This is a genomic window from Mycobacterium paraterrae (assembly GCF_022430545.2).
Lineage (GTDB): Bacteria > Actinomycetota > Actinomycetes > Mycobacteriales > Mycobacteriaceae > Mycobacterium > Mycobacterium paraterrae.
The window spans coordinates 2,221,524-2,238,882 of sequence record NZ_CP092488.2; the positions used below are offsets into that span (position 1 = coordinate 2,221,524).

Below are 17,359 nucleotides of genomic sequence, written 5' to 3' on the forward strand. Positions count from 1 at the left end.
CTCGCCCGCGCGCGGCCGACCGGGACTTCGGGCGGCAGCTCCACGCCGCCGCGGCGTCAAACCGCGCATCGGCATCACATCCTCCCCTGGGCCTGTCGACCGGCCATTGCGTCGGAGATCGCAGTCATAATATGCTAGCGCCAGTTTAGTTTAGCCTCTACCCACGTACACAGTGGTCTCGTTGAGGAGGAAACGTGCGGGACTGTCCGCCTGCAGATCGCTTCTCGCTGATCGTGTTGGCGGCTTGCGCGTTGTCCGACGTTGTACTCGATGGTCTCGACCCAGACCTCGCGGTCGCGGGTTAGCCGTCATGACTACGCCAGCGAAGGCGATCGACCCACGCACACCGCCGTTCAAACGGGTTGCTCTCGTGATGTTCGTCCTCGCGGTGGTGATCACCGCGCTGGTGTATGGACAGTTCCGAGGCTATTTCACCCCGAAGATCCACTTGACCATGTTGTCTGCGCGCGCTGGCTTGGTGATGGAACCCGGCTCGAAGGTCACCTACAACGGGGTCGAGATCGGCCGCGTGGCAAGTGTTTCCGAGGTCCGACGCGACAACAAACCGGCGGCCAAGCTCATCCTCGACGTGTATCCGCGGTACATCACGCTGATTCCGGTCAACGTGCTCGCCAATATCAGGGCGACCACGGTTTTCGGTCAAAAGTACGTCTCGCTGAAATCACCAAAAAAGCCGACGCCGCAACGGATCACCTCGCACGATGTAATTGATGCCAGGTCGGTGACGACGGAAGTCAATACGCTGTTCCAGACGATCACGTCGATCGCCGAGAAAGTGGACCCGGTCAAGGTGAACCTGACGCTGAGCGCGGCCGCCCAGGCGTTGAATGGGCTCGGCGACAAGTTCGGGCAGGCGTTGGTCAATGCGAACTCCGTCCTCGATGACGTGAACCCGCAGATGCCCCAGATCCGTCACGATATCCAGCAGTTGGCGGCCCTTGGCGACATTTATGCCGATGCTGCGCCAGACCTGTTGGACTTTCTCGACAGTGCGGTAACCACGTCGCGCACACTGCGCCGTCAGCAGAACGACCTGGATCAGGCATTGTTGGCCGCGGCCGGGTTCGGTAATAGTGGCGCAGATATTGTTCGTCGCGGTGGACCTTATCTACAGCGGCAACTCGCCGACCTGACGCCCACCCTCAAGCTCCTGGACACCTACAGTCCCGAAATCTTTTGCACGATACGCAATTACCACGACGTCGAACCACAGGTCTACGCCGCAGTGGGTGGCGGAAACGGCTATGCGCTACGGGCCCGCTCCGAAGTTCTCTCTGGTGCAGGCCTTTTGCTCAGTCCGGCGGGGCTGGCCGGCACAGCGCTATCCCTCGGCCAGTTGGGTCTGGCCGGTTTGGTCGCCGGGGCGCCGAATCCCTATGTGTACCCGGACAATCTGCCGCGGGTGAATGCCCACGGCGGCCCGGGCGGTGCACCGGGCTGTTGGCAGCCGATTACGAGGCAGCTCTGGCCGGCCCCTTCGACGGTGATGGACATCGGCGCCGAGATCGCACCGTACAACCACATCGAGACTGGGTCGCCTTACGCAACCGAGTACGTCTGGGGCCGTCAAGTAGGGGACAACACGATCAACCCATGAAAATCACTGGAACCCTCGTCCGGCTCGGCTCCGTCAGCGCGGTGCTGGTGTTCTTCACTGCGTTGATCGTGGTGGTATTCGGTCAGATCCGCTTCGACCGGACCAACACCTACTCCGCTGATTTCAGCGATGCCAGTGGGTTGCAGGACGGTCAGTTCGTCCGCGCCTCCGGGGTGGAGGTCGGCAAAGTCAAGAGCATGAAGCTTGTCGACGGCGGTAAGCGGATACGGGTGGACTTCACCGTCGACCGAGCGCTTCCGCTGTACCAGTCGACGACCGCGCAGATCCGCTACCTCAACCTGGTGGGCGACCGCTACCTCGAACTCAAGCGTGGTGAAGGCGAAGGCGCCGACCGGGTACTGCCGCCGGGCGGGTTCATCCCGGTGTCGCACACCCAGCCGGCCCTGGATCTCGACGCGCTGATCGGCGGCTTCAAACCTCTGTTCAAGGCGCTCGATCCGCAGAAGATCAACACCATCGCCTCGGCTATCGTCACCGTTTTCCAGGGTCAGGGCGGCACCATCAGCGACATCCTCGATCAGACTGCACAGCTCACGTCACACCTCGCCGAGCGCGATGAGGCCATCGGCGAGGTGATCAAAAATCTCAACGTTGTCTTGGACACCACGGTCCGCCATCGCATCGAGTTCGACCAGACCATCGACAATTTTGAGAAGCTCATCACGGGGCTCGCGGACCACGGTGACTCGTTGGCTGCCAACACCGCCCACATCAGCGAGGGCGCGGGAGTGGTAGCCGATCTGTTGTCTGACAACCGCACTCTGCTGCACAAATCGCTGGACTACCTCGAGACTGTGCAGCAGCCGATCGTCGACCAGCGCGACCAGTACAACGACCTGATCCAGCGGTTCCCCAACGCGTTGAACCAGATCGGCCGCTCCATCGGGGTGTACGGCGACTGGGTGAACTTCTACGTCTGCGACATCACGCTGATGGAAAACGGGCTGCAGCCCGGCGGTCCCGTCCGCACGGTCAAAATCTGGGGGCAGCCCACGGGAAGGTGCACGCCGCAATGACAACCTGGGGTGCCCTCAAAAATCAGCTGCTCGACCCTCCCAACCGGTCCCGGCTCGGAGTCATGGGTCTCGTGGTGGTGGTGCTGGGCGTCGCCGTGGGCCAGACGTTCACCAGTGTCCCGATGTTGTTCGCCAGCCCCAGCTACTACGGGCAATTCGGCAACACCGGTGGCCTCAAAAAGGGTGACAAGGTGCGCATCACCGGCATGAACGTCGGCAGCGTGGAGGACGTCAAGATCGACGGCAACCACATCACGATGAAGTTTTCGATCGGTGCCAACACGATTGGCACCGAAAGCCGGCTGGCTGTCCGCACGGACACCATCTTGGGCAAGAAGGTGCTCCAAATCGAACCGCGGGGCAACCAGACGCTACGGCCGGGCGGTGTGCTGCCACTGGCCCAGAGCACCACGCCGTACCAGATCTACGACGCCTTCTCCGATGCCACCAAGGCCGCCGCCGGCTGGAACATCGACACCGTCAAACAGTCGCTGAATGTGTTGTCGCAGACCATTAATCAGACCTACCCGCATTTGAGCGCCGCACTCGACGGGGTGGCCAAGTTCTCCGACACCATCGGCAAGCGCGACGACGACGTCAAGCACCTGCTGACGCAGGCGAACAAAGTGGCCCGGGTGTTGAGTGATCGCGGCCCACAGGTCGACCGTCTCCTGGTGAACTCGAACGACCTGCTGGCCGCGTTCAACGAGCGCAGCCGGGCGATCAGCACACTTCTGGACAACGTGTCCGCGTTCTCAGCCCAGGTGCGGAACCTCGTGAACGACAACCCGAACCTTAATCACGTGCTCGAGCAATTACGGGTCGTCAGCGACTTGCTGGTGGCGCGCAAGGACGATTTGGCCCAATCACTCTCGATCGCAGCCAAATTCACGGCCGGGCTCAACGAGGCCATTGCCTCGGGGCCGTATTTCAAGGTGTCGCTGGCCAACCTGCTGCCTTATTGGATTTTGCAGCCGTGGGTGGACGCCGCCTTCAAGAAGCGCGGTATCGACCCGGAGGAATTCTGGCGCAATGCCGGTTTGCCGGCCTTCCGGTTCCCCGACCCGAACGGCACGCGGTTTCCCAACGGCGCACCGCCGCCGGCGCCACCGGTGCGGGAAGGAACCCCGGATCACCCGGGACCGGCTGTGCCGCCCGGCACACCGTGCTCGTATACGCCGTCGCCGGACTCGTTGCCAAGGCCAGGAAACCCACTGCCCTGTGCGGGATTGGATCTGGCGCCGTTCGGCGGCAGCTTCCCCGCGCCGATCGACGTCGCGACGTCGCCACCCAACCCGAACGGTCTCCCGCCGACACCGGGGATCCCGATCGCCGGGCGGCCGGGCGAGGTGCAACCCGACGTCCCCGGCACGCCGGTGCCGCTGCCGCCGAACGCGGCCCCGGGTGCCCGCACGGAGCCGCTGGGACCGCTGCCGGGACCCGCACCCGCCAATCCGGCGGCGGCACCACCCCCGCCGCCGTTGGTCGTGCCCGCGGCACCTGCGGGACCCGGCGCCAACCTTCCGGCGCCCTTCATCAATCCCGGCGGAACGGGAGGCAGCGGCGCGCAGGGAGGTAGTCAGAATTGAGTACCCGCTTGGATATTCGCAACCTTAGGCTCCCGAGAAGGTCCCGGGCGTCGCTGATCGTCGCGTCATTGGTGGTGGCGGTTGCCGTGCTCGTCGTGTTCATCGGCGGACGGATCTACCGCGAGCTGACCACCAACACGGTGGACGCCTATTTCCCGCGGGCCGACGCGATCTATCCGGGCGACGAAGTCCAGATCATGGGTGCGGGAGTGGGCTCGATCGACAAAATCGAGCCTGTCGGCGACAAGATGAAGGTGACCTTTCACTACAGCAACAAGTACAAGGTGCCCGCCAACGCCTCCGCGGTCATCCTCAACCCAACCTTGGTCGCCTCACGCAACATTCAGTTGGAGCCGCCCTACAACGGTGGGCCGGTGATGGGCGATCACGCGGTGATTCCGGTCGAACGCACCCAGGTGCCCACCGAATGGGATGAACTGCGCAATTCGGTCACCAACATCGTGTCGGAGCTCGGCCCGACGAAAGAACAGCCCGAGGGCCCGTTCGGCGAGGCAATCGACTCGTTCGCCACTGGGCTGGCCGGCAAAGGCAAGCAGATCAACACCACGTTCGACAGCCTGTCGCGCACGTTGACCGCCCTCAACGAGGGCCGCGGCGACTTGTTCGCGGTCGTGCGCAGCCTGGCGATGTTCGTCAACGACCTACACCAAGACGACCAGAAGTTCGTGGCGCTGAACAAGAACCTTTCGCAGTTCACCACCAGCTTGACCGGGTCCGATCATGATCTGGCCAACGCCCTACAGCAGTTCGACGGCTTACTCTCGACGCTGCGTCCATTCTTGGCCAAGAACCACGAGGTGTTGACCCACGACGTCAACAATCTCGCGACCGCGACCAATACGGTGCTCCAGCCGGATCCGCGCAACGGATTGGAAAGCGTGCTGCACGTCCTGCCTAATCTGTGGGGAAACCTCGGCCAGATTTACTACCCGGCGCACGGCGCTGTCGTCGGCAACCCGGCGATCACGAACTTCGCCAACCCGATGCAGTTCATCTGCAGTGCGATCCAGGCCGGTAGTCGGCTAGGGAATCAGGAATCTGCCGAACTGTGCGCGCAGTATCTGGGTCCGGTATTGGACGCGATGAAGTTCAACTACTTGCCGTTCGGGCTGAATCTGGCGAGCACCGCGGCGATCCTTCCCAAGGAGGTCGCCTATTCCGAGCCGCGCCTACATCCGCCAAATGGTTACAAGGACACCACCGTCCCCGGGATTTGGGTGCCGGATACACCGTTGGCACACCGCAACACTCAACCGGGTTGGGTGGTCGCACCGGGAATGCAGGGAACGCGGGTTGGGCCGATCACGGCCGGTTTATTGACACCGGAATCGCTGGCCGAATTGATGGGTGGCCCGGACATCGTGCCCCCGCGATCCAATCTGCAAACCCCGCCTGGACCACCGAACGCGTACGACGAGAACCCGATCTTGCCGCCCATCGGGTTGAACGCCCCGCAGGTGCCGGTCCCGCCGCCGCCACCTGGCCCAGGTGTAGTCGTCGGCCCGGTAGCGCCGACACCCGCGCCGGTCGGCGCACCGCTGCCCGCTGAGGCACCGACGGGAGCAGGCTCGTGAGGTGCACGACGAGCGCGGTACGCGCGAGGAGTAAGCCGAACCAACGACGGACGAGGCGCACGACGAGCGCGATAGGCGCGGTCGGACGCGTTGCCCGGCGCCGGATCTGGCAGGCGCTGGTGTTGCTGACGGCGGCCGTCGTGCTGACATCGTGTGCGAGCTGGCGTGGTATCTCGAATGTGTCGATTCCCGGGGGTCCGGGCACCGGGTCGAACTCGTACACGGTGTACGTGCAGGTGCCGGACACGCTGGCGATCAACGGCAACAGCAAGGTGATGGTCGCCGACGTCTTCGTCGGTTCGGTCCGCGCGATCAAGATCGACAACTGGAAGGCCACGCTGACCCTCGGGTTGAACAAGGACGTCAGTCTGCCCAGGAACGCGACCGCCAAGATTGGGCAGACGACCTTGCTGGGTTCTCAGCACGTGGAGCTTGCCTCGCCCCCTGACCCGTCGCCGCAGCCGCTGAAGAATGGCGACACGATCCGGCTGGCGAACTCGTCGTCCTACCCAACCGTCGAGCAAACGCTGGCCAGCCTCGCCCTGGTGCTTCGCGGTGGCGGCATCCCCAACCTCGAGGCGGTCCAGAATGAGATCTACAACATCGTCAGCGGGCGTGCCGAGCAGATCCGTGCGTTGCTGGGGAAGCTGGACACCTTCACCGACCAGCTCAACCAGCAACGCGGTGACACCATCCACGCCATCGATTCCACCAACCGGCTGCTGGCTCGCGTTGCTCCCCGCGCGGATGTTCTTGACCGGGTTCTGACCGAATTCCCGCCACTGGTCCAGCATTTCGCGGACAAGAAACAGCTCCTGATCAACGCGGTCGACGCGGTAGGCGGGCTGAGTGAGGCCGTCGACCAGTATCTGGGGCCGTCGCGTGCCAACCTGCACACCGACTTGCAGTCGCTTCAATGCCCGTTGAAGGAGCTCGGCCGCGGCGCGCCGGATCTGCAAGGCGCACTGAAGTATCTGTTCACCCAGCCCTTCGACGTTGACTCGGTGCCGAAAGCGTTCCGAGGCGACTACTTCAACCTCTCGCTGAAGCTCGACCTGACGCTCAGCTCCATCGACAACGCCTTCCTCACCGGCACCGGGTTCTCGGGAGCGCTCCGCGCAGTCGAGCAGTCGTATGGCCGTGACCCCGAGACGATGATCCCGGATGTCCGCTACACGTCGAACCCCAACGATGCGCCCGGCGGGCCACTGGTCGAGAGGGGGGACAAACAGTGCTGACTCGGTTCATTCGCCGCCAACTCAGGGTGTTTGCGGTCTTGACGGTGGTCGCGATCGTCGTGCTGGGCTGGTACTACCTGCGGCTTCCCAGCCTGGCGGGCATCGGCCAATACACCCTGCAAGCGGAATTGCCCGAGTCCGGCGGCCTGTATCCCACGGCGAACGTGACCTACCGCGGCATCAACGTCGGCAAGGTGACCGATGTCCAGCCCACCGAGGACGGGGTCCGGGCCACGATGAGCATCGGCAGCAAGCACAAGATCCCGGTCGACGTGACGGCGAACGTACATTCTGTGTCGGCGGTCGGTGAGCAGTATCTGGACCTCGTCTCAGCGCACAATCCCGACAAGTACCTTTCGGCCGGCCAGACCATCACCAAGGGCACAGTGCCCACGGACATCGGTGCAACGCTGGACGCCGCCAACCGTGGCCTGGCGGCGCTGCCGAAGGACAAGATTGCGTCACTGCTCGATGAGACGTCTCAAGCGGTGGGCGGCCTCGGGCCTGCACTGGAACGGATGGTCGATGCGACCCAGGCCATCACCGGTGATTTCAAGACCAACATCGCCGACGTCAACGACATCATCAAGCACTCCGGGCCGATCCTGGACAGTCAGGTGGAAACAGGTGGGGCGATCAGGCAATGGACGCGCAACCTGAATACCCTGGCCGCCCAGGCCGCGAGGAACGACCAGCACGTGCAGAGCATCCTGGCTCAAGCCGCGCCCACCGGCGATCAGGTCGACGCGCTATTCAGTGACGTACGTGAGTCGCTGCCGCAGACGCTGGCAAACGTCGAGGTCGTGGCGGAAATGCTCAAGCGCTACAACAAAGGCGTCGAGCAAATGCTGGTGTACTTGCCGTCGGGTGCCTCGTCCGCGCAGACCGTCGTGGGGACGTTCCCAGGCGAGGCTTTGCAGGACCTCACCCTGGCGATCAATCAGCCGCCACCGTGCCTGACCGGCTTCCTTCCAGCTTCGGAGTGGCGGTCGCCGGCCGACGTCAGTTCCCAGCCGGTACCGGCCGGTCTGTACTGCAAGATCCCGCAGGACACTCCGTCCAACAGCGTGCGCGGTTCGCGCAACCTTCCCTGCGCCGATGTCCCCGGGAAGCGGGCGGCGACGCCTCGGGAGTGCCGCAGTAAGGACCCATACGTTCCATTGGGCACCAACCCGTGGTACGGCGACCCGAACCAGATCCGCAACTGTCCCGCGCCCGCCGCGCGATGCGATCAGCCGGTGGATCCAGGCAGAGTGATTCCCGCGCCCACGGTCGACAACGGCCTCAACCCCGCGCCGGCCGACCGGGTGGCGGGGACACCGCCTCCGGTCAGCGATCCGTTGCAGCGGCCGGGCTCGGGGTCCGTGCAGTGCAACGGGCAACAGCCCAACCCGTGCATTTTCACGCCGGCCCCCGGCCCCCCGGCGCTCTACAACCCGCAGAACGGCCGTGTGGTTGGGCCGGACGGAGTCAAGTACTCCCTCGAAAACTCAACTAACACAGGCGATGACGGGTGGAAGCAGATGTTGGCGCCCGGTGGCTGAATCCGCTCGACGCTTATTGGCTCTTCACGCCCGCCGTGAACAGGTCGCCGATCGGTTGCGTCCATAGCGGACGGCGCACCCGACGCTGCTCGACGACGGTGAAACCGGCATCCTCGAACAGCCGGCGCATCTCGGCCGGTGTCGGATTGTGCTGGGGCGCCCAGGTGCTGCCCGGCACGATCCGCCGCCGCGCGCTCATCGTCGACACGGCTACCAGCCCACCGGGGGAGAGCACGCGGTGAAATTCGCGCAGTGCCGCCGGTTGGTCGAAGAAGTGGAAGGCCGACGTCGTCACGACCGCGTCCAGCGTTTGGTCGTCGAAGGGCAGTTGCTCAGCCGGGCCGCGCCGCCAGTCGACTTCACTGGATCGCGACTGAGCCTGCTTGAGCATGCCTTCGGACATGTCGACGCCGTACACCTCGGCCGGATGCAGATCCCGCTGGATGCGGTCGGCCAGAATGCCTGTGCCGCAGGCGATATCGGCTACGCGCGCCGACAGGTGGTCGCGCAGTTGCGCGACCACCTCGTCGTGCGCCGGGCGGTAGACCCACTGCTGCAGGAAGGGCAGGTTGTAGGCCGGGGCGGCCACCCCCCAGAACCGGGTGACGATGTCGTTGAAACCGCGACGCGGCGGTGTCAGCGTCACTTGATCGAGGTGTAGTAGATGGTGTCGCCGAGCGATACCGAGTCGCTGGACTCCGGAACCGGCGGCAGCCCGTTCTCGACCAACAGCTGGCTCATCGGTCGGCCGACCGATCGCCAGCCCAGCCCGTCCATGTACGCGGCGACGTCGTTGCGCTCGCCCTGGTAGCCGAGCTCGTCGAAGTCGAGGTCGAATCCGTGCGCGCGCCACTTGTCGGTGGCTTTGCGCATCGTCTCGCGGACCTTCTCCTCGTCGACACCGCTGGCGTCCGGGATGGCCTCGGTGGCCAGCCGGCTGCCGTCGGCGCTGAGCTCAGAAATGTTGTCCAGCAACCGGTCTTGCGCCTCTGGCGGCAGGTAGCCCAGCAGTCCCTCGGCGATCCACGCGGTCGGCTGGCTCTTGTCGAAACCGGCCTCGGCAAGCGCGGTCGGCCAGTCGTTGCGCAGGTCGATCGCCACTGCGCGACGGTCGGTGGTCGGGTTCGCGCCGAGCTCGGACAGCGTTTGGGTCTTGAACGCGATCACCTCTGGCTGGTCGACCTCGAAGACGGTCATACCGGCCGGCCAGTCCAGCCGGTAGGCGCGGGCGTCGAGACCTGAGGCCAGGATCACCGCCTGGCGGATGCCGGCCTGCGTCGCGTCAGCGAAGAACGCGTCGAAAAAGCGGGTCCGGACGGCCATCGCGTCGGGCATCTGCTGCAGTTTCCAGGTCGAATCCTCGCTGTCGACCTCGGCGATGTCGAGGTCACCGGCGGCCCACCGGGTCAGGAAATCGACCCCGACGGCTCGGACGAGTGGCTCGGCATACTGGTCGTTGATGAGGGGGTTGTCGGCTTTGGTGGCGACGGCACGGGCCGCGGCAACCATCGTGGCTGTTGCTCCAACGCTGGTTGCGAGGTCCCAGGAGTCGTTATCGGTGCGGGGCATTGCCTGCTCCTTCAGATAGTCGGGACGTACTTAGTTAGCCTAGCAAGTATTTAGTCGATCTATCAACTTCGCGCGGTTTGAGCAGCTCGAGTGGCCAGTTTTCGCACGGCAAACGCCCAAATCCGTACATAACTGGCCACTCGGCCGAGGGCCAACGCCAGACATCCCGGGCCCTTTCGGGTCCCGGGATGTCTGGGTAGTGCTGGTCGACCTACAGCCCGAGGAAGGACAGCGGGTCGATTGCGGTGGCTGCGCCGGCACCTGCATCGGTGGCTGCCGAAGTCAGCGCTTCGAGGCCCGCGGTGAAGGCATCGCCCGGGTTGAGCAACGCCGTGGCGTCGATACCGCCGAACAGGTCGCTCAGGTCGACGTTCCCGAACGGTGTCGCCAGGACGTCGCTGATCTGCGCGGCCGCGCCGTCCACACCCGGAATCGCGGTGTAGATGTTCTCGAAGCCACCACCGAAGTTGAGGACGTCGTAGACCGATCCGTCGGTCGGAATCGCCGCGCCGGCAGGAGCATCCGCCGCCAACGTGCCACCGGTGACGGTGAACTCGGTGTTGGTGAGACCGAGCAGGTTGGTCACGTTTTCCGTGGTTTCGATGCAGCCGATCTGATCGGTCGACGCGCTGCCGTCGTAGATGTTGAAGTCCTGCGTCGCCAGCGACAGCGGAATCGGCGTTCCGCCCAATATGATGGTCGGCGTACCGCCACCCAGGTCCAGGAACGGTGGGGCACCGACAAGCTGCTCGACCGGGGTGAAGCCTTCGCCGCCACTCGCCAAAGTCGGGTCGAAAGTCACACCGCCGATGGTGAACGCGTCGGCGCCGATTGCACCGTCCCCAGCCTGCAGACCGGTAACCGCGTCACCCGGATCCAGCGGATTGGCGTAGTTAACAGTGCCGAACAGCGAGTCGAGGTTGATGTTGCCGTACGGCGTCACCAGAGTGTCGGTCACCGTGCCCGGGGTGGTCACACCGTCGGTCGTGACGTCCGGAGTCGCGGTGTAAACATTCTCGTAGCCGTGACCGAAGTTCATCGCGTCGAGCACGGTGCCCTGAGTCGGGAGGCCCTGCCCCACCTCGCTGCCTTGCTCCACCACAAGCTGCGTATTGGTCAACCCGAACAGGTTCGTTACGTCGACACCGGTGTTGATCGTGCCGATCTCGGTCCCGCTGCTGTTGAGAACCTCAAACGCCTGGCTGGACAGGCTGGAATTAACGGGGTCCCCCAGCGACGAGCCTCCGATTTCCAAGAACGGCGCAGCGGTCGCCAGCGGTGCGATCGTGTCGAAACCCTCACCGCCGGCTGCCAACTGGGGGTCCAGCGTGTATCCGGCGATGCTGAAGGCATCCGCAGCGCCGCTGATGTTGCCCACCTCGAGGCCGGTGAAGGCGTCGCCAGGGTTGAGCGGGTCCGCCGCGTTGAATGTGAACAGAGAGTTGAGGTCTTCGTTACCGAAAGGGGTGATGAGGGTGTCGGTAACGGTGCCGTCAGCACCCGGGGTGGCGACGTAGACGTTTTCGTACCCGTTGCCGAGGTTGAAGACGTCGTAGACCGATCCCACTGTCGGCAGGTTTGCGTCGGTGGCACTGCCGGTCGGGTCGACGCTGCCAACCGTGAATTCCGCATTGGTCAGCCCGAAAAGCTCGGTCACCGTCTCGTTGCCCTGAATGCTGCCCAACTCGGTGCCGTTGGTGGGGTCGTAGACGTTGAAGGCCTGAGTCGCGAGTGGAAGCCCGAGTGCCGTGCCGCCGCCAAGTTCCAACAGGGGCGGCGTCGTGGTTAGCTGGAAGACGGGGTCGAAGCCCTCGCCACCGGCCGCTAACTGCGGGTCGAAAGTGAAGCCGCCGATCGTGAAGGCATCGGCGCCGGCGTCCGCGGCCGCGACGGCCGCCTGCAGAAATGCCGTGGTAATCAACCCGCCCGTGGCCGCCATGCCAGCCAATATCAAGCGTTTTTGCACAGATCTCACTCCTACGTGTTCGTTCGTGTGATGCAGAGTGGGCGTGGTGTTACTTGTGAGTAACGTCACCGGACTTTACTCAGGGGTAATATAGGCAGTCAATACAAAATCTTGGGTAAATCTCAGGTTGACAGGGAGTTCCCAGCTTATTGACACCTTGTCAGCAGGCGAAATCACGCAGGTCGTTGCCTAAATGACCAGTTCAGAGCGTTGACGTTGACGCGCGGGACGGTGTGTCCCGACGACTGGTCGACTTCCAGCCCCACTCAGCGCCCGCTCAGTAAATGTGACCGACGACAGATCGCCGTCGGCGATCTCTATACTTCGATTCTCGGCGGAATAGCATTCTCTCTAAACGAGAAGCCGTTATCGCCCGTTATGAGAGTGGGTGGAGCGATGGCAGGATTGTGCGACGCGAAGGTGGCTCTGGTGACGGGTGCCAGCCGCGGTCTGGGCAAGGCGATCGCGCAGCGGTTGGCCGCCGAAGGCGCCACGGTCGGGATCACTGCCCGCACGATGGACCCCGATCCGAAGTATCACGGGTCGCTACAACAAACTCGCGAAGAGATCACTGCCGCAGGCGGATCCGCGGTCGCCATTCAGGCTGATCTGTCGAAACCCGAAGACCGCGAACGGTTGTTCAGCGAACTCGTCGAAAAGGCCGGCGCGCCCGACATTCTGGTGAACAACGCGGCGGTCACCTTTCTGCGGCCGCTCGACGAGTTTCCGGATCGCCGCGCTCGGTTGATGATCGAAATGCACCTCCTGGCGCCGATGCATCTCACTCAACTGGCGATTCCGGCAATGCGGGAACGGGGCTGCGGCTGGGTGCTGAACATCACCTCGGTCGGCGGCGACCTGCCGGACGGCCCGCCGTTCGACGAGTTCGATCGGGCGGCCGGCTTTGGGGTCTATGGCACGGTAAAGGCGGCACTGAACAGACTCACCAAAAGCTTTGCGGCAGAGCTCTTTAACGACGGGATCGCCGTCAACGCCGCTGCGCCGTCCAAGCCCGTCGCGACCGAAGGTGCCGGCGCGCTCGATCTGGCCAAGGCTGACACCGAGGGCATCGAACTCATCACTCAAACCGCGCTGACACTCGTCACCGCGGACCCCAAGGCGATGACCGGCAGGATCGCCCACACGCAGCCGTTCCTGCGTGAAATCGGGTGGTTGCACTAAAAGGACGAACTCGCGACCATCGGCTGGGAGGCGATGAGAACCGAAGTGCCGAAACCCAATTGGTTCAGCGCGCGACCTGCTTGACTAACTGTGTGGGACGCCGTCCGGCAACGTACCAGGACTGGTGTCGGCGAAGCCTTGTCGGATTCCCTGATCGACCGGGTCTCCGGCGGGCGGGCCGAATGGGAACGCCCCCAGCGGCGCCGGGTCTTGGCACGTGCAGGAGAGGTCGCCGAACGATGCCGGGTCGGCGATCGAAGGAGTCGCGGCGATCAACCCTGCGGACACGGCGATAGCAGTTGCGACGAGGACTTTTGTGATCATTGCGGCTCTCCCGAATAAGGCTGCCTCAATATTACCGGCTGAGGATGTCGGTGCACCGCGGATCTGGCGGCCGCCGTCAGCTAGCGAACTGCGGGCAGTACGCGCCGACGAAGTAACCCGCGTAATGAGGTCGAGGCCACTGGGATCCATCACCTCTTGCAGTGGCCGCAGCACTTCTGCGGCGTCTAGTATGAGCGCCCGCTGACCCGGATCGGCGCGCATACGGTGTCGAGCGGCACGGATGGGCAACCGCCAGTTGTACCGCACGAAAACAGTTGTCCGAGTGGGCAGTTAATTGCGTGGTATGCCGGCGAGCACATCGGCGAACTTCTTCTCCGCCGCGTCGCGCAACCGCAGGATGTGCTCGGAGGGGAAGAGGTCAGGGGAGGGCTCATAATCTTTGAGCAGCAACCGGGCCAGTGTCACCTTGTGCACCTCAGTGGGCCCGTCGGCGAGGCCCAACACGAAGGATTCGGTGAGGTATTGCACGAAGGGCATTTCATGCGACGTCCCTAGTGACCCGTGAATCTGCAACGCCCGCGCCGACACGTCGTGAAGCACTTTCTGCATCATCGCCTTCACCGCTGAGATATCGCCTCGCACCGCCTGGTAGTCGTTGAATTGATCGATCTTCCAGGCGGTTTGCAGGGTCAACAGCCGAAATGCCTCGATCTCCATCCACGAGTCCGCGACCATCTCCTGCACCATCTGTTTGTCCGCAAGAACGGTGCCCTGGGTGTATCGAGATACAGCGCGTTCGCAGATCATGTCGAAGATGCGGCGTACCAGCCCGACCGTGCGCATAGCATGATGGATGCGGCCGCCTCCCAGCCTGGTTTGCGCCACCGCGAACGCGCCACCTCTCGGACCGAGCATGTGATCATGGGGTACCCGCACGTTCTCGTAGCGGACGTATCCCTCCCGGCCACCACCGCCGAGCGGTTGGTAACCGAGTCCGACGTCGCGTAGGACGTTGATGCCCGGAGTGTCACCGGGGAGCACGAACATCGAATACCGTTGGTAGGGCGAAGCATCCGGATCCGTCATCGCCATCACGATGATGAACGAAGCCATCGATGCGAATGACGAATACCACTTCTCTCCGTTGATGACCCAGTGGTCGCCGTCCTGGGTAGCGGTGGTGGTGAAGACCTTCGGGTCCGCGCCGCCTTGCGGCTCGGTCATCGAGAAGCAAGAAACGATCCGATTATCCAGCAGCGGCTCGAGGTAGCGCCGCTTGAGTTCCGGGCTTCCGTAATGGGCCAGTATCTCGCTGTTGCCGGAATCCGGCGCCTGTGAACCGAATACGATCGGGGCACACTCGGACCGGCCCAGGATCTCGTTGAGCAGGGCGAGTTTCACTTGACCGTAACCGGGCCCACCGAGATGTGGTCCCAGATGAGTGGCCCACAATCCGCGCTCTTTGACGATCGCCTGCAGGGGCGGTATCAGCGCTTGGCGAACCGGGTCGTTGAGGTCGTGGGACTCCTTGACGATCAGATCGATTGGCTCACATTCGGCCCGCACGAACTCGTCGACCCACTTCAGTTGTGCGGCCCATTCCGGGTCGGTCGAGAAATCCCACGCCACCGATCGTCCTTTCGCTACTGCGTTGTCACGGTTGTGCTCTGTCGAACCACGCCTGCTTCAACGAGTTCGTCGACCGCCTTTTCGCCGAGCCCGAGTCCCGTCAACAGCGTGCGGGTGTGATCGCCGGGCAGTGCGGATGACTTCGGTTGTGCGGGAACGGTTCGGGAGAATCGAGGTGACGGGGCCGGCTGCGGCACACCGTCTATCTCGACGAAGGTCTGTCGTGCGACGTTGTGCGGGTGCTGGGGTGCTTCGGCGATGGTCAATACCGGCGCCGCGCATGCTCCTGGTGTGCCCAGTCGCTCGTCCCACTCCGCGCGGGTCTTTTGTCGGATCCGCGCGGACAACACCTCGCGATGCCTTTCCCACGCCTCCGGTGCGTCCGCGTCGTGCGGCACGTCGACCTCCAGACGGGAGCACAATTCGGCGTAAAACTGTGGTTCGATCGCGCCGAGAGCAATGTGCTTGTCGTCGGCGGTTCGGTAGACGCCGTAGAAGTGTGCGGCGCCGTCCAGAACGTTGTCACCCCGACGATCACGCCACATCCCGGCGTGCACCATCCCGTAGTACGGAGCCATCATGGTCGCCGCGCCGTCCACCATCGCGACGTCGAGCACCTGTCCCTGACCGGATTCGCGCGCCTCCAGGATGCCGCTGAGCAGCCCGACAGCCAGCAGCATCCCGCCGCCGCCGTAGTCACCGATGAGATTCAAAGGCGGAAGGGGTGTTTCACGAGTGCCAATGCTATGCAGCGCGCCGGTCAACGCGATGTAGTTGATGTCGTGACCGGCGCGATCGGCGTACGGGCCATCCTGGCCGTAACCGGTCATTCGGGCGTACACCAGCCGCGGGTTCGCGGGGCGGAGGTCGTCGGGCCCGATGCCGAGGCGTTCGGCAACCCCTGGTCGGAACACGTCGACGAACGCGTCGGCATCCGCGACGAGCCGGCCGACCAACTCCGTTCCGCGGGCGTCTTTCAGGTTGACGGCGATCGAACGCTGGCTGCGACGGACGGTGTAGTCGATGGGCAATTCGGTGTCGACGTCGCGTACCTGGTCGACCCGCACGACGTCGGCGCCGAGGTCGGCGAGCAGCATGCCGCAGAACGGGCCGGGACCGAGGCCGCCCATCATGACGATCCGCACCCCGTGTAGCGGGCCCGTCATGACGACCATGTCCGCCGGCGCGCGGCCGCCTCTTCGGTGGCGTGGCTGAGAACCTGGTTGCGGTTCTCGAGCTCGAGAGCGGGACCGAGACCGGCGGCGTCAGTGTTGACCTGAAGTGCACGTTTCGTCATCTGTACTCCGAGCGGCGTGAGTTCAGCTATCGCAGAAGCGATTTCGATGGCGCGGTCGGTCAGTTCCTCCGGTGCGGTGACCTCGCTGACCAGACCGCGGCGGTCGGCTTCCTCGGGGGAGACGGTGCGGCCGGTGAGCATCCAGTCGGCGGCCACGCTGGTGCCGACGATGCGCGGCAAAAAATAGCTCATGCCCATTTCGGCGCCGGACAGGCCGAGCAGGATCGCGGCGTTGCCGAAACTTGCCGCGGTCGAACAGATTCTGATGTCCGCGGCAAGGCACAGCGCCAATCCGGCGCCGACGCATGGCCCGTTGACCGCGGCAATCACCGGTTGCGGGGCGTCGCGGATGGCTTGCGGCAAGGCTGCCATCGCCTCCTGGAATCGCAAACGGTCGATCGCGGGCGCGGTTGCTTCGGGTATCCCGGTCCCGAAGTTGCGAACGTCGATGCCGGAACAAAAGCCGCGGCCCGCACCAGTGAGGACGATGGCACGGACCGAGGTGTCGAACGTCAGATCCGCCAGGGTGTCGGTCAGCTCATCGAGCATGACTTCGTTGATCGCATTGAGTCGCTCGGGGCGGTGCAGGTGCAGCACGACCACGCCGTCGTGTGGCCGCTGCGCGCTCACCGTGGCGGTCGCCGTCAACCGAGCTCCCTTCGTCGCGAGCCCTGAGATACTGATTCGCGGTTTATGAGAATGCTATTCTTCGCGGGCGCGCGAGCGCAACGGACCTGCGCCCTTCTGCCGTGAACCAGAAGCCTGGGCTGTAAGAATCGCACGTTCACGACGATGGCTTCTGGTTGGCGA

Annotated in this window: 14 protein-coding genes; 7 read left to right on the forward strand and 7 right to left on the reverse strand. The window is 64.0% G+C overall.

The window, feature by feature from the left end:
* Positions 1–310: 310 nt before the first annotated feature.
* The 6 genes from MKK62_RS10630 (at position 311) to MKK62_RS10655 (ending at position 8,621) form a co-directional block, all read left to right on the forward strand.
* A complete protein-coding gene (locus MKK62_RS10630; protein ID WP_240261112.1) occupies positions 311–1,618 on the forward strand; it encodes an MCE family protein in 1,308 nt (435 codons plus the stop codon).
* Positions 1,615–2,655 (forward strand): virulence factor Mce family protein, encoded by a 1,041-nt coding sequence (locus MKK62_RS10635; RefSeq protein ID WP_240261111.1) that lies wholly within the window; start codon positions 1,615–1,617, stop codon positions 2,653–2,655. The genes MKK62_RS10630 and MKK62_RS10635 overlap by 4 nt, the downstream gene beginning before the upstream one ends.
* Positions 2,652–4,244: a virulence factor Mce family protein gene (locus MKK62_RS10640; protein WP_240261110.1), complete on the forward strand. Its 1,593-nt coding sequence runs from the start codon at positions 2,652–2,654 to the stop codon at positions 4,242–4,244. Before MKK62_RS10635 ends, MKK62_RS10640 begins: the two co-directional genes overlap by 4 nt.
* Positions 4,241–5,839, forward strand: coding sequence for a virulence factor Mce family protein (locus tag MKK62_RS10645; RefSeq protein WP_240261109.1), 1,599 nt, complete (start codon positions 4,241–4,243; stop codon positions 5,837–5,839). Before MKK62_RS10640 ends, MKK62_RS10645 begins: the two co-directional genes overlap by 4 nt.
* Before the next feature lie 71 nt (positions 5,840–5,910).
* Positions 5,911–7,077, forward strand: coding sequence for a virulence factor Mce family protein (locus MKK62_RS10650; RefSeq protein ID WP_240264213.1), 1,167 nt, complete (start codon positions 5,911–5,913; stop codon positions 7,075–7,077).
* The gene (locus tag MKK62_RS10655) at positions 7,071–8,621 is read left to right on the forward strand and encodes an MCE family protein (RefSeq protein WP_240261108.1); all 1,551 of its coding nucleotides are present in this window, start codon (positions 7,071–7,073) and stop codon (positions 8,619–8,621) included. The genes MKK62_RS10650 and MKK62_RS10655 overlap by 7 nt, the downstream gene beginning before the upstream one ends.
* A gap of 13 nt (positions 8,622–8,634) precedes the next feature.
* On the opposite strand, the gene MKK62_RS10660 is transcribed toward MKK62_RS10655, so the two are convergent.
* The 3 genes from MKK62_RS10660 to MKK62_RS10670 form a co-directional block, all read right to left on the reverse strand.
* Positions 8,635–9,261, reverse strand: a complete 627-nt coding sequence (locus tag MKK62_RS10660; RefSeq protein WP_240264212.1) for a class I SAM-dependent methyltransferase — start codon at positions 9,259–9,261, stop codon at positions 8,635–8,637.
* Between the two features lie 2 nt (positions 9,262–9,263).
* Positions 9,264–10,190, reverse strand: a complete 927-nt coding sequence (locus MKK62_RS10665) for a class I SAM-dependent methyltransferase (protein WP_240261107.1) — start codon at positions 10,188–10,190, stop codon at positions 9,264–9,266.
* A 211-nt stretch (positions 10,191–10,401) separates the two neighbouring features.
* Positions 10,402–12,129 (reverse strand): hypothetical protein, encoded by a 1,728-nt coding sequence (locus MKK62_RS10670; protein ID WP_240261106.1) that lies wholly within the window; start codon positions 12,127–12,129, stop codon positions 10,402–10,404.
* Between the two features lie 423 nt (positions 12,130–12,552).
* On the opposite strand from MKK62_RS10670, the gene MKK62_RS10675 reads away from it, so the two are divergent.
* Positions 12,553–13,338, forward strand: a complete 786-nt coding sequence (locus tag MKK62_RS10675; RefSeq protein ID WP_240261105.1) for an SDR family NAD(P)-dependent oxidoreductase — start codon at positions 12,553–12,555, stop codon at positions 13,336–13,338.
* Between the two features lie 84 nt (positions 13,339–13,422).
* On the opposite strand, the gene MKK62_RS10680 is transcribed toward MKK62_RS10675, so the two are convergent.
* The 4 genes from MKK62_RS10680 to MKK62_RS10695 all read right to left on the reverse strand — a co-directional run bounded on the left by MKK62_RS10680 (position 13,423) and on the right by MKK62_RS10695 (position 17,197).
* Positions 13,423–13,662 (reverse strand): hypothetical protein, encoded by a 240-nt coding sequence (locus MKK62_RS10680; protein WP_240261104.1) that lies wholly within the window; start codon positions 13,660–13,662, stop codon positions 13,423–13,425.
* A 291-nt stretch (positions 13,663–13,953) separates the two neighbouring features.
* On the reverse strand, positions 13,954–15,252 hold the full coding sequence (locus MKK62_RS10685) for an acyl-CoA dehydrogenase family protein (RefSeq protein WP_240261103.1): 1,299 nt from the start codon (positions 15,250–15,252) through the stop codon (positions 13,954–13,956).
* A gap of 14 nt (positions 15,253–15,266) precedes the next feature.
* Entirely contained in the window at positions 15,267–16,418 is a 1,152-nt protein-coding gene (locus MKK62_RS10690; RefSeq protein ID WP_240261102.1) for a CaiB/BaiF CoA transferase family protein, read from the reverse strand.
* Positions 16,415–17,197 carry an enoyl-CoA hydratase/isomerase family protein gene (locus tag MKK62_RS10695; protein ID WP_240261101.1) on the reverse strand — a complete coding sequence of 261 codons (783 nt, stop codon included), beginning with the start codon at positions 17,195–17,197 and terminating at the stop codon, positions 16,415–16,417. Before MKK62_RS10695 ends, MKK62_RS10690 begins: the two co-directional genes overlap by 4 nt.
* Positions 17,198–17,359: the final 162 nt, after the last annotated feature.

Coding starts and splice junctions, on each gene's coding strand:
- MKK62_RS10630 (WP_240261112.1), top strand. CDS start 311: ATGACTACGCCAGCGAAGGCGATCGACCCACGCACACCGCCGTTCAAA.
- MKK62_RS10635 (WP_240261111.1), top strand. CDS start 1,615: ATGAAAATCACTGGAACCCTCGTCCGGCTCGGCTCCGTCAGCGCGGTG.
- MKK62_RS10640 (WP_240261110.1), top strand. CDS start 2,652: ATGACAACCTGGGGTGCCCTCAAAAATCAGCTGCTCGACCCTCCCAAC.
- MKK62_RS10665 (WP_240261107.1), bottom strand. CDS start 10,190: ATGCCCCGCACCGATAACGACTCCTGGGACCTCGCAACCAGCGTTGGA.
- MKK62_RS10670 (WP_240261106.1), bottom strand. CDS start 12,129: ATGGCGGCCACGGGCGGGTTGATTACCACGGCATTTCTGCAGGCGGCC.
- MKK62_RS10675 (WP_240261105.1), top strand. CDS start 12,553: ATGGCAGGATTGTGCGACGCGAAGGTGGCTCTGGTGACGGGTGCCAGC.
- MKK62_RS10680 (WP_240261104.1), bottom strand. CDS start 13,662: ATGATCACAAAAGTCCTCGTCGCAACTGCTATCGCCGTGTCCGCAGGG.
- MKK62_RS10690 (WP_240261102.1), bottom strand. CDS start 16,418: ATGACGGGCCCGCTACACGGGGTGCGGATCGTCATGATGGGCGGCCTC.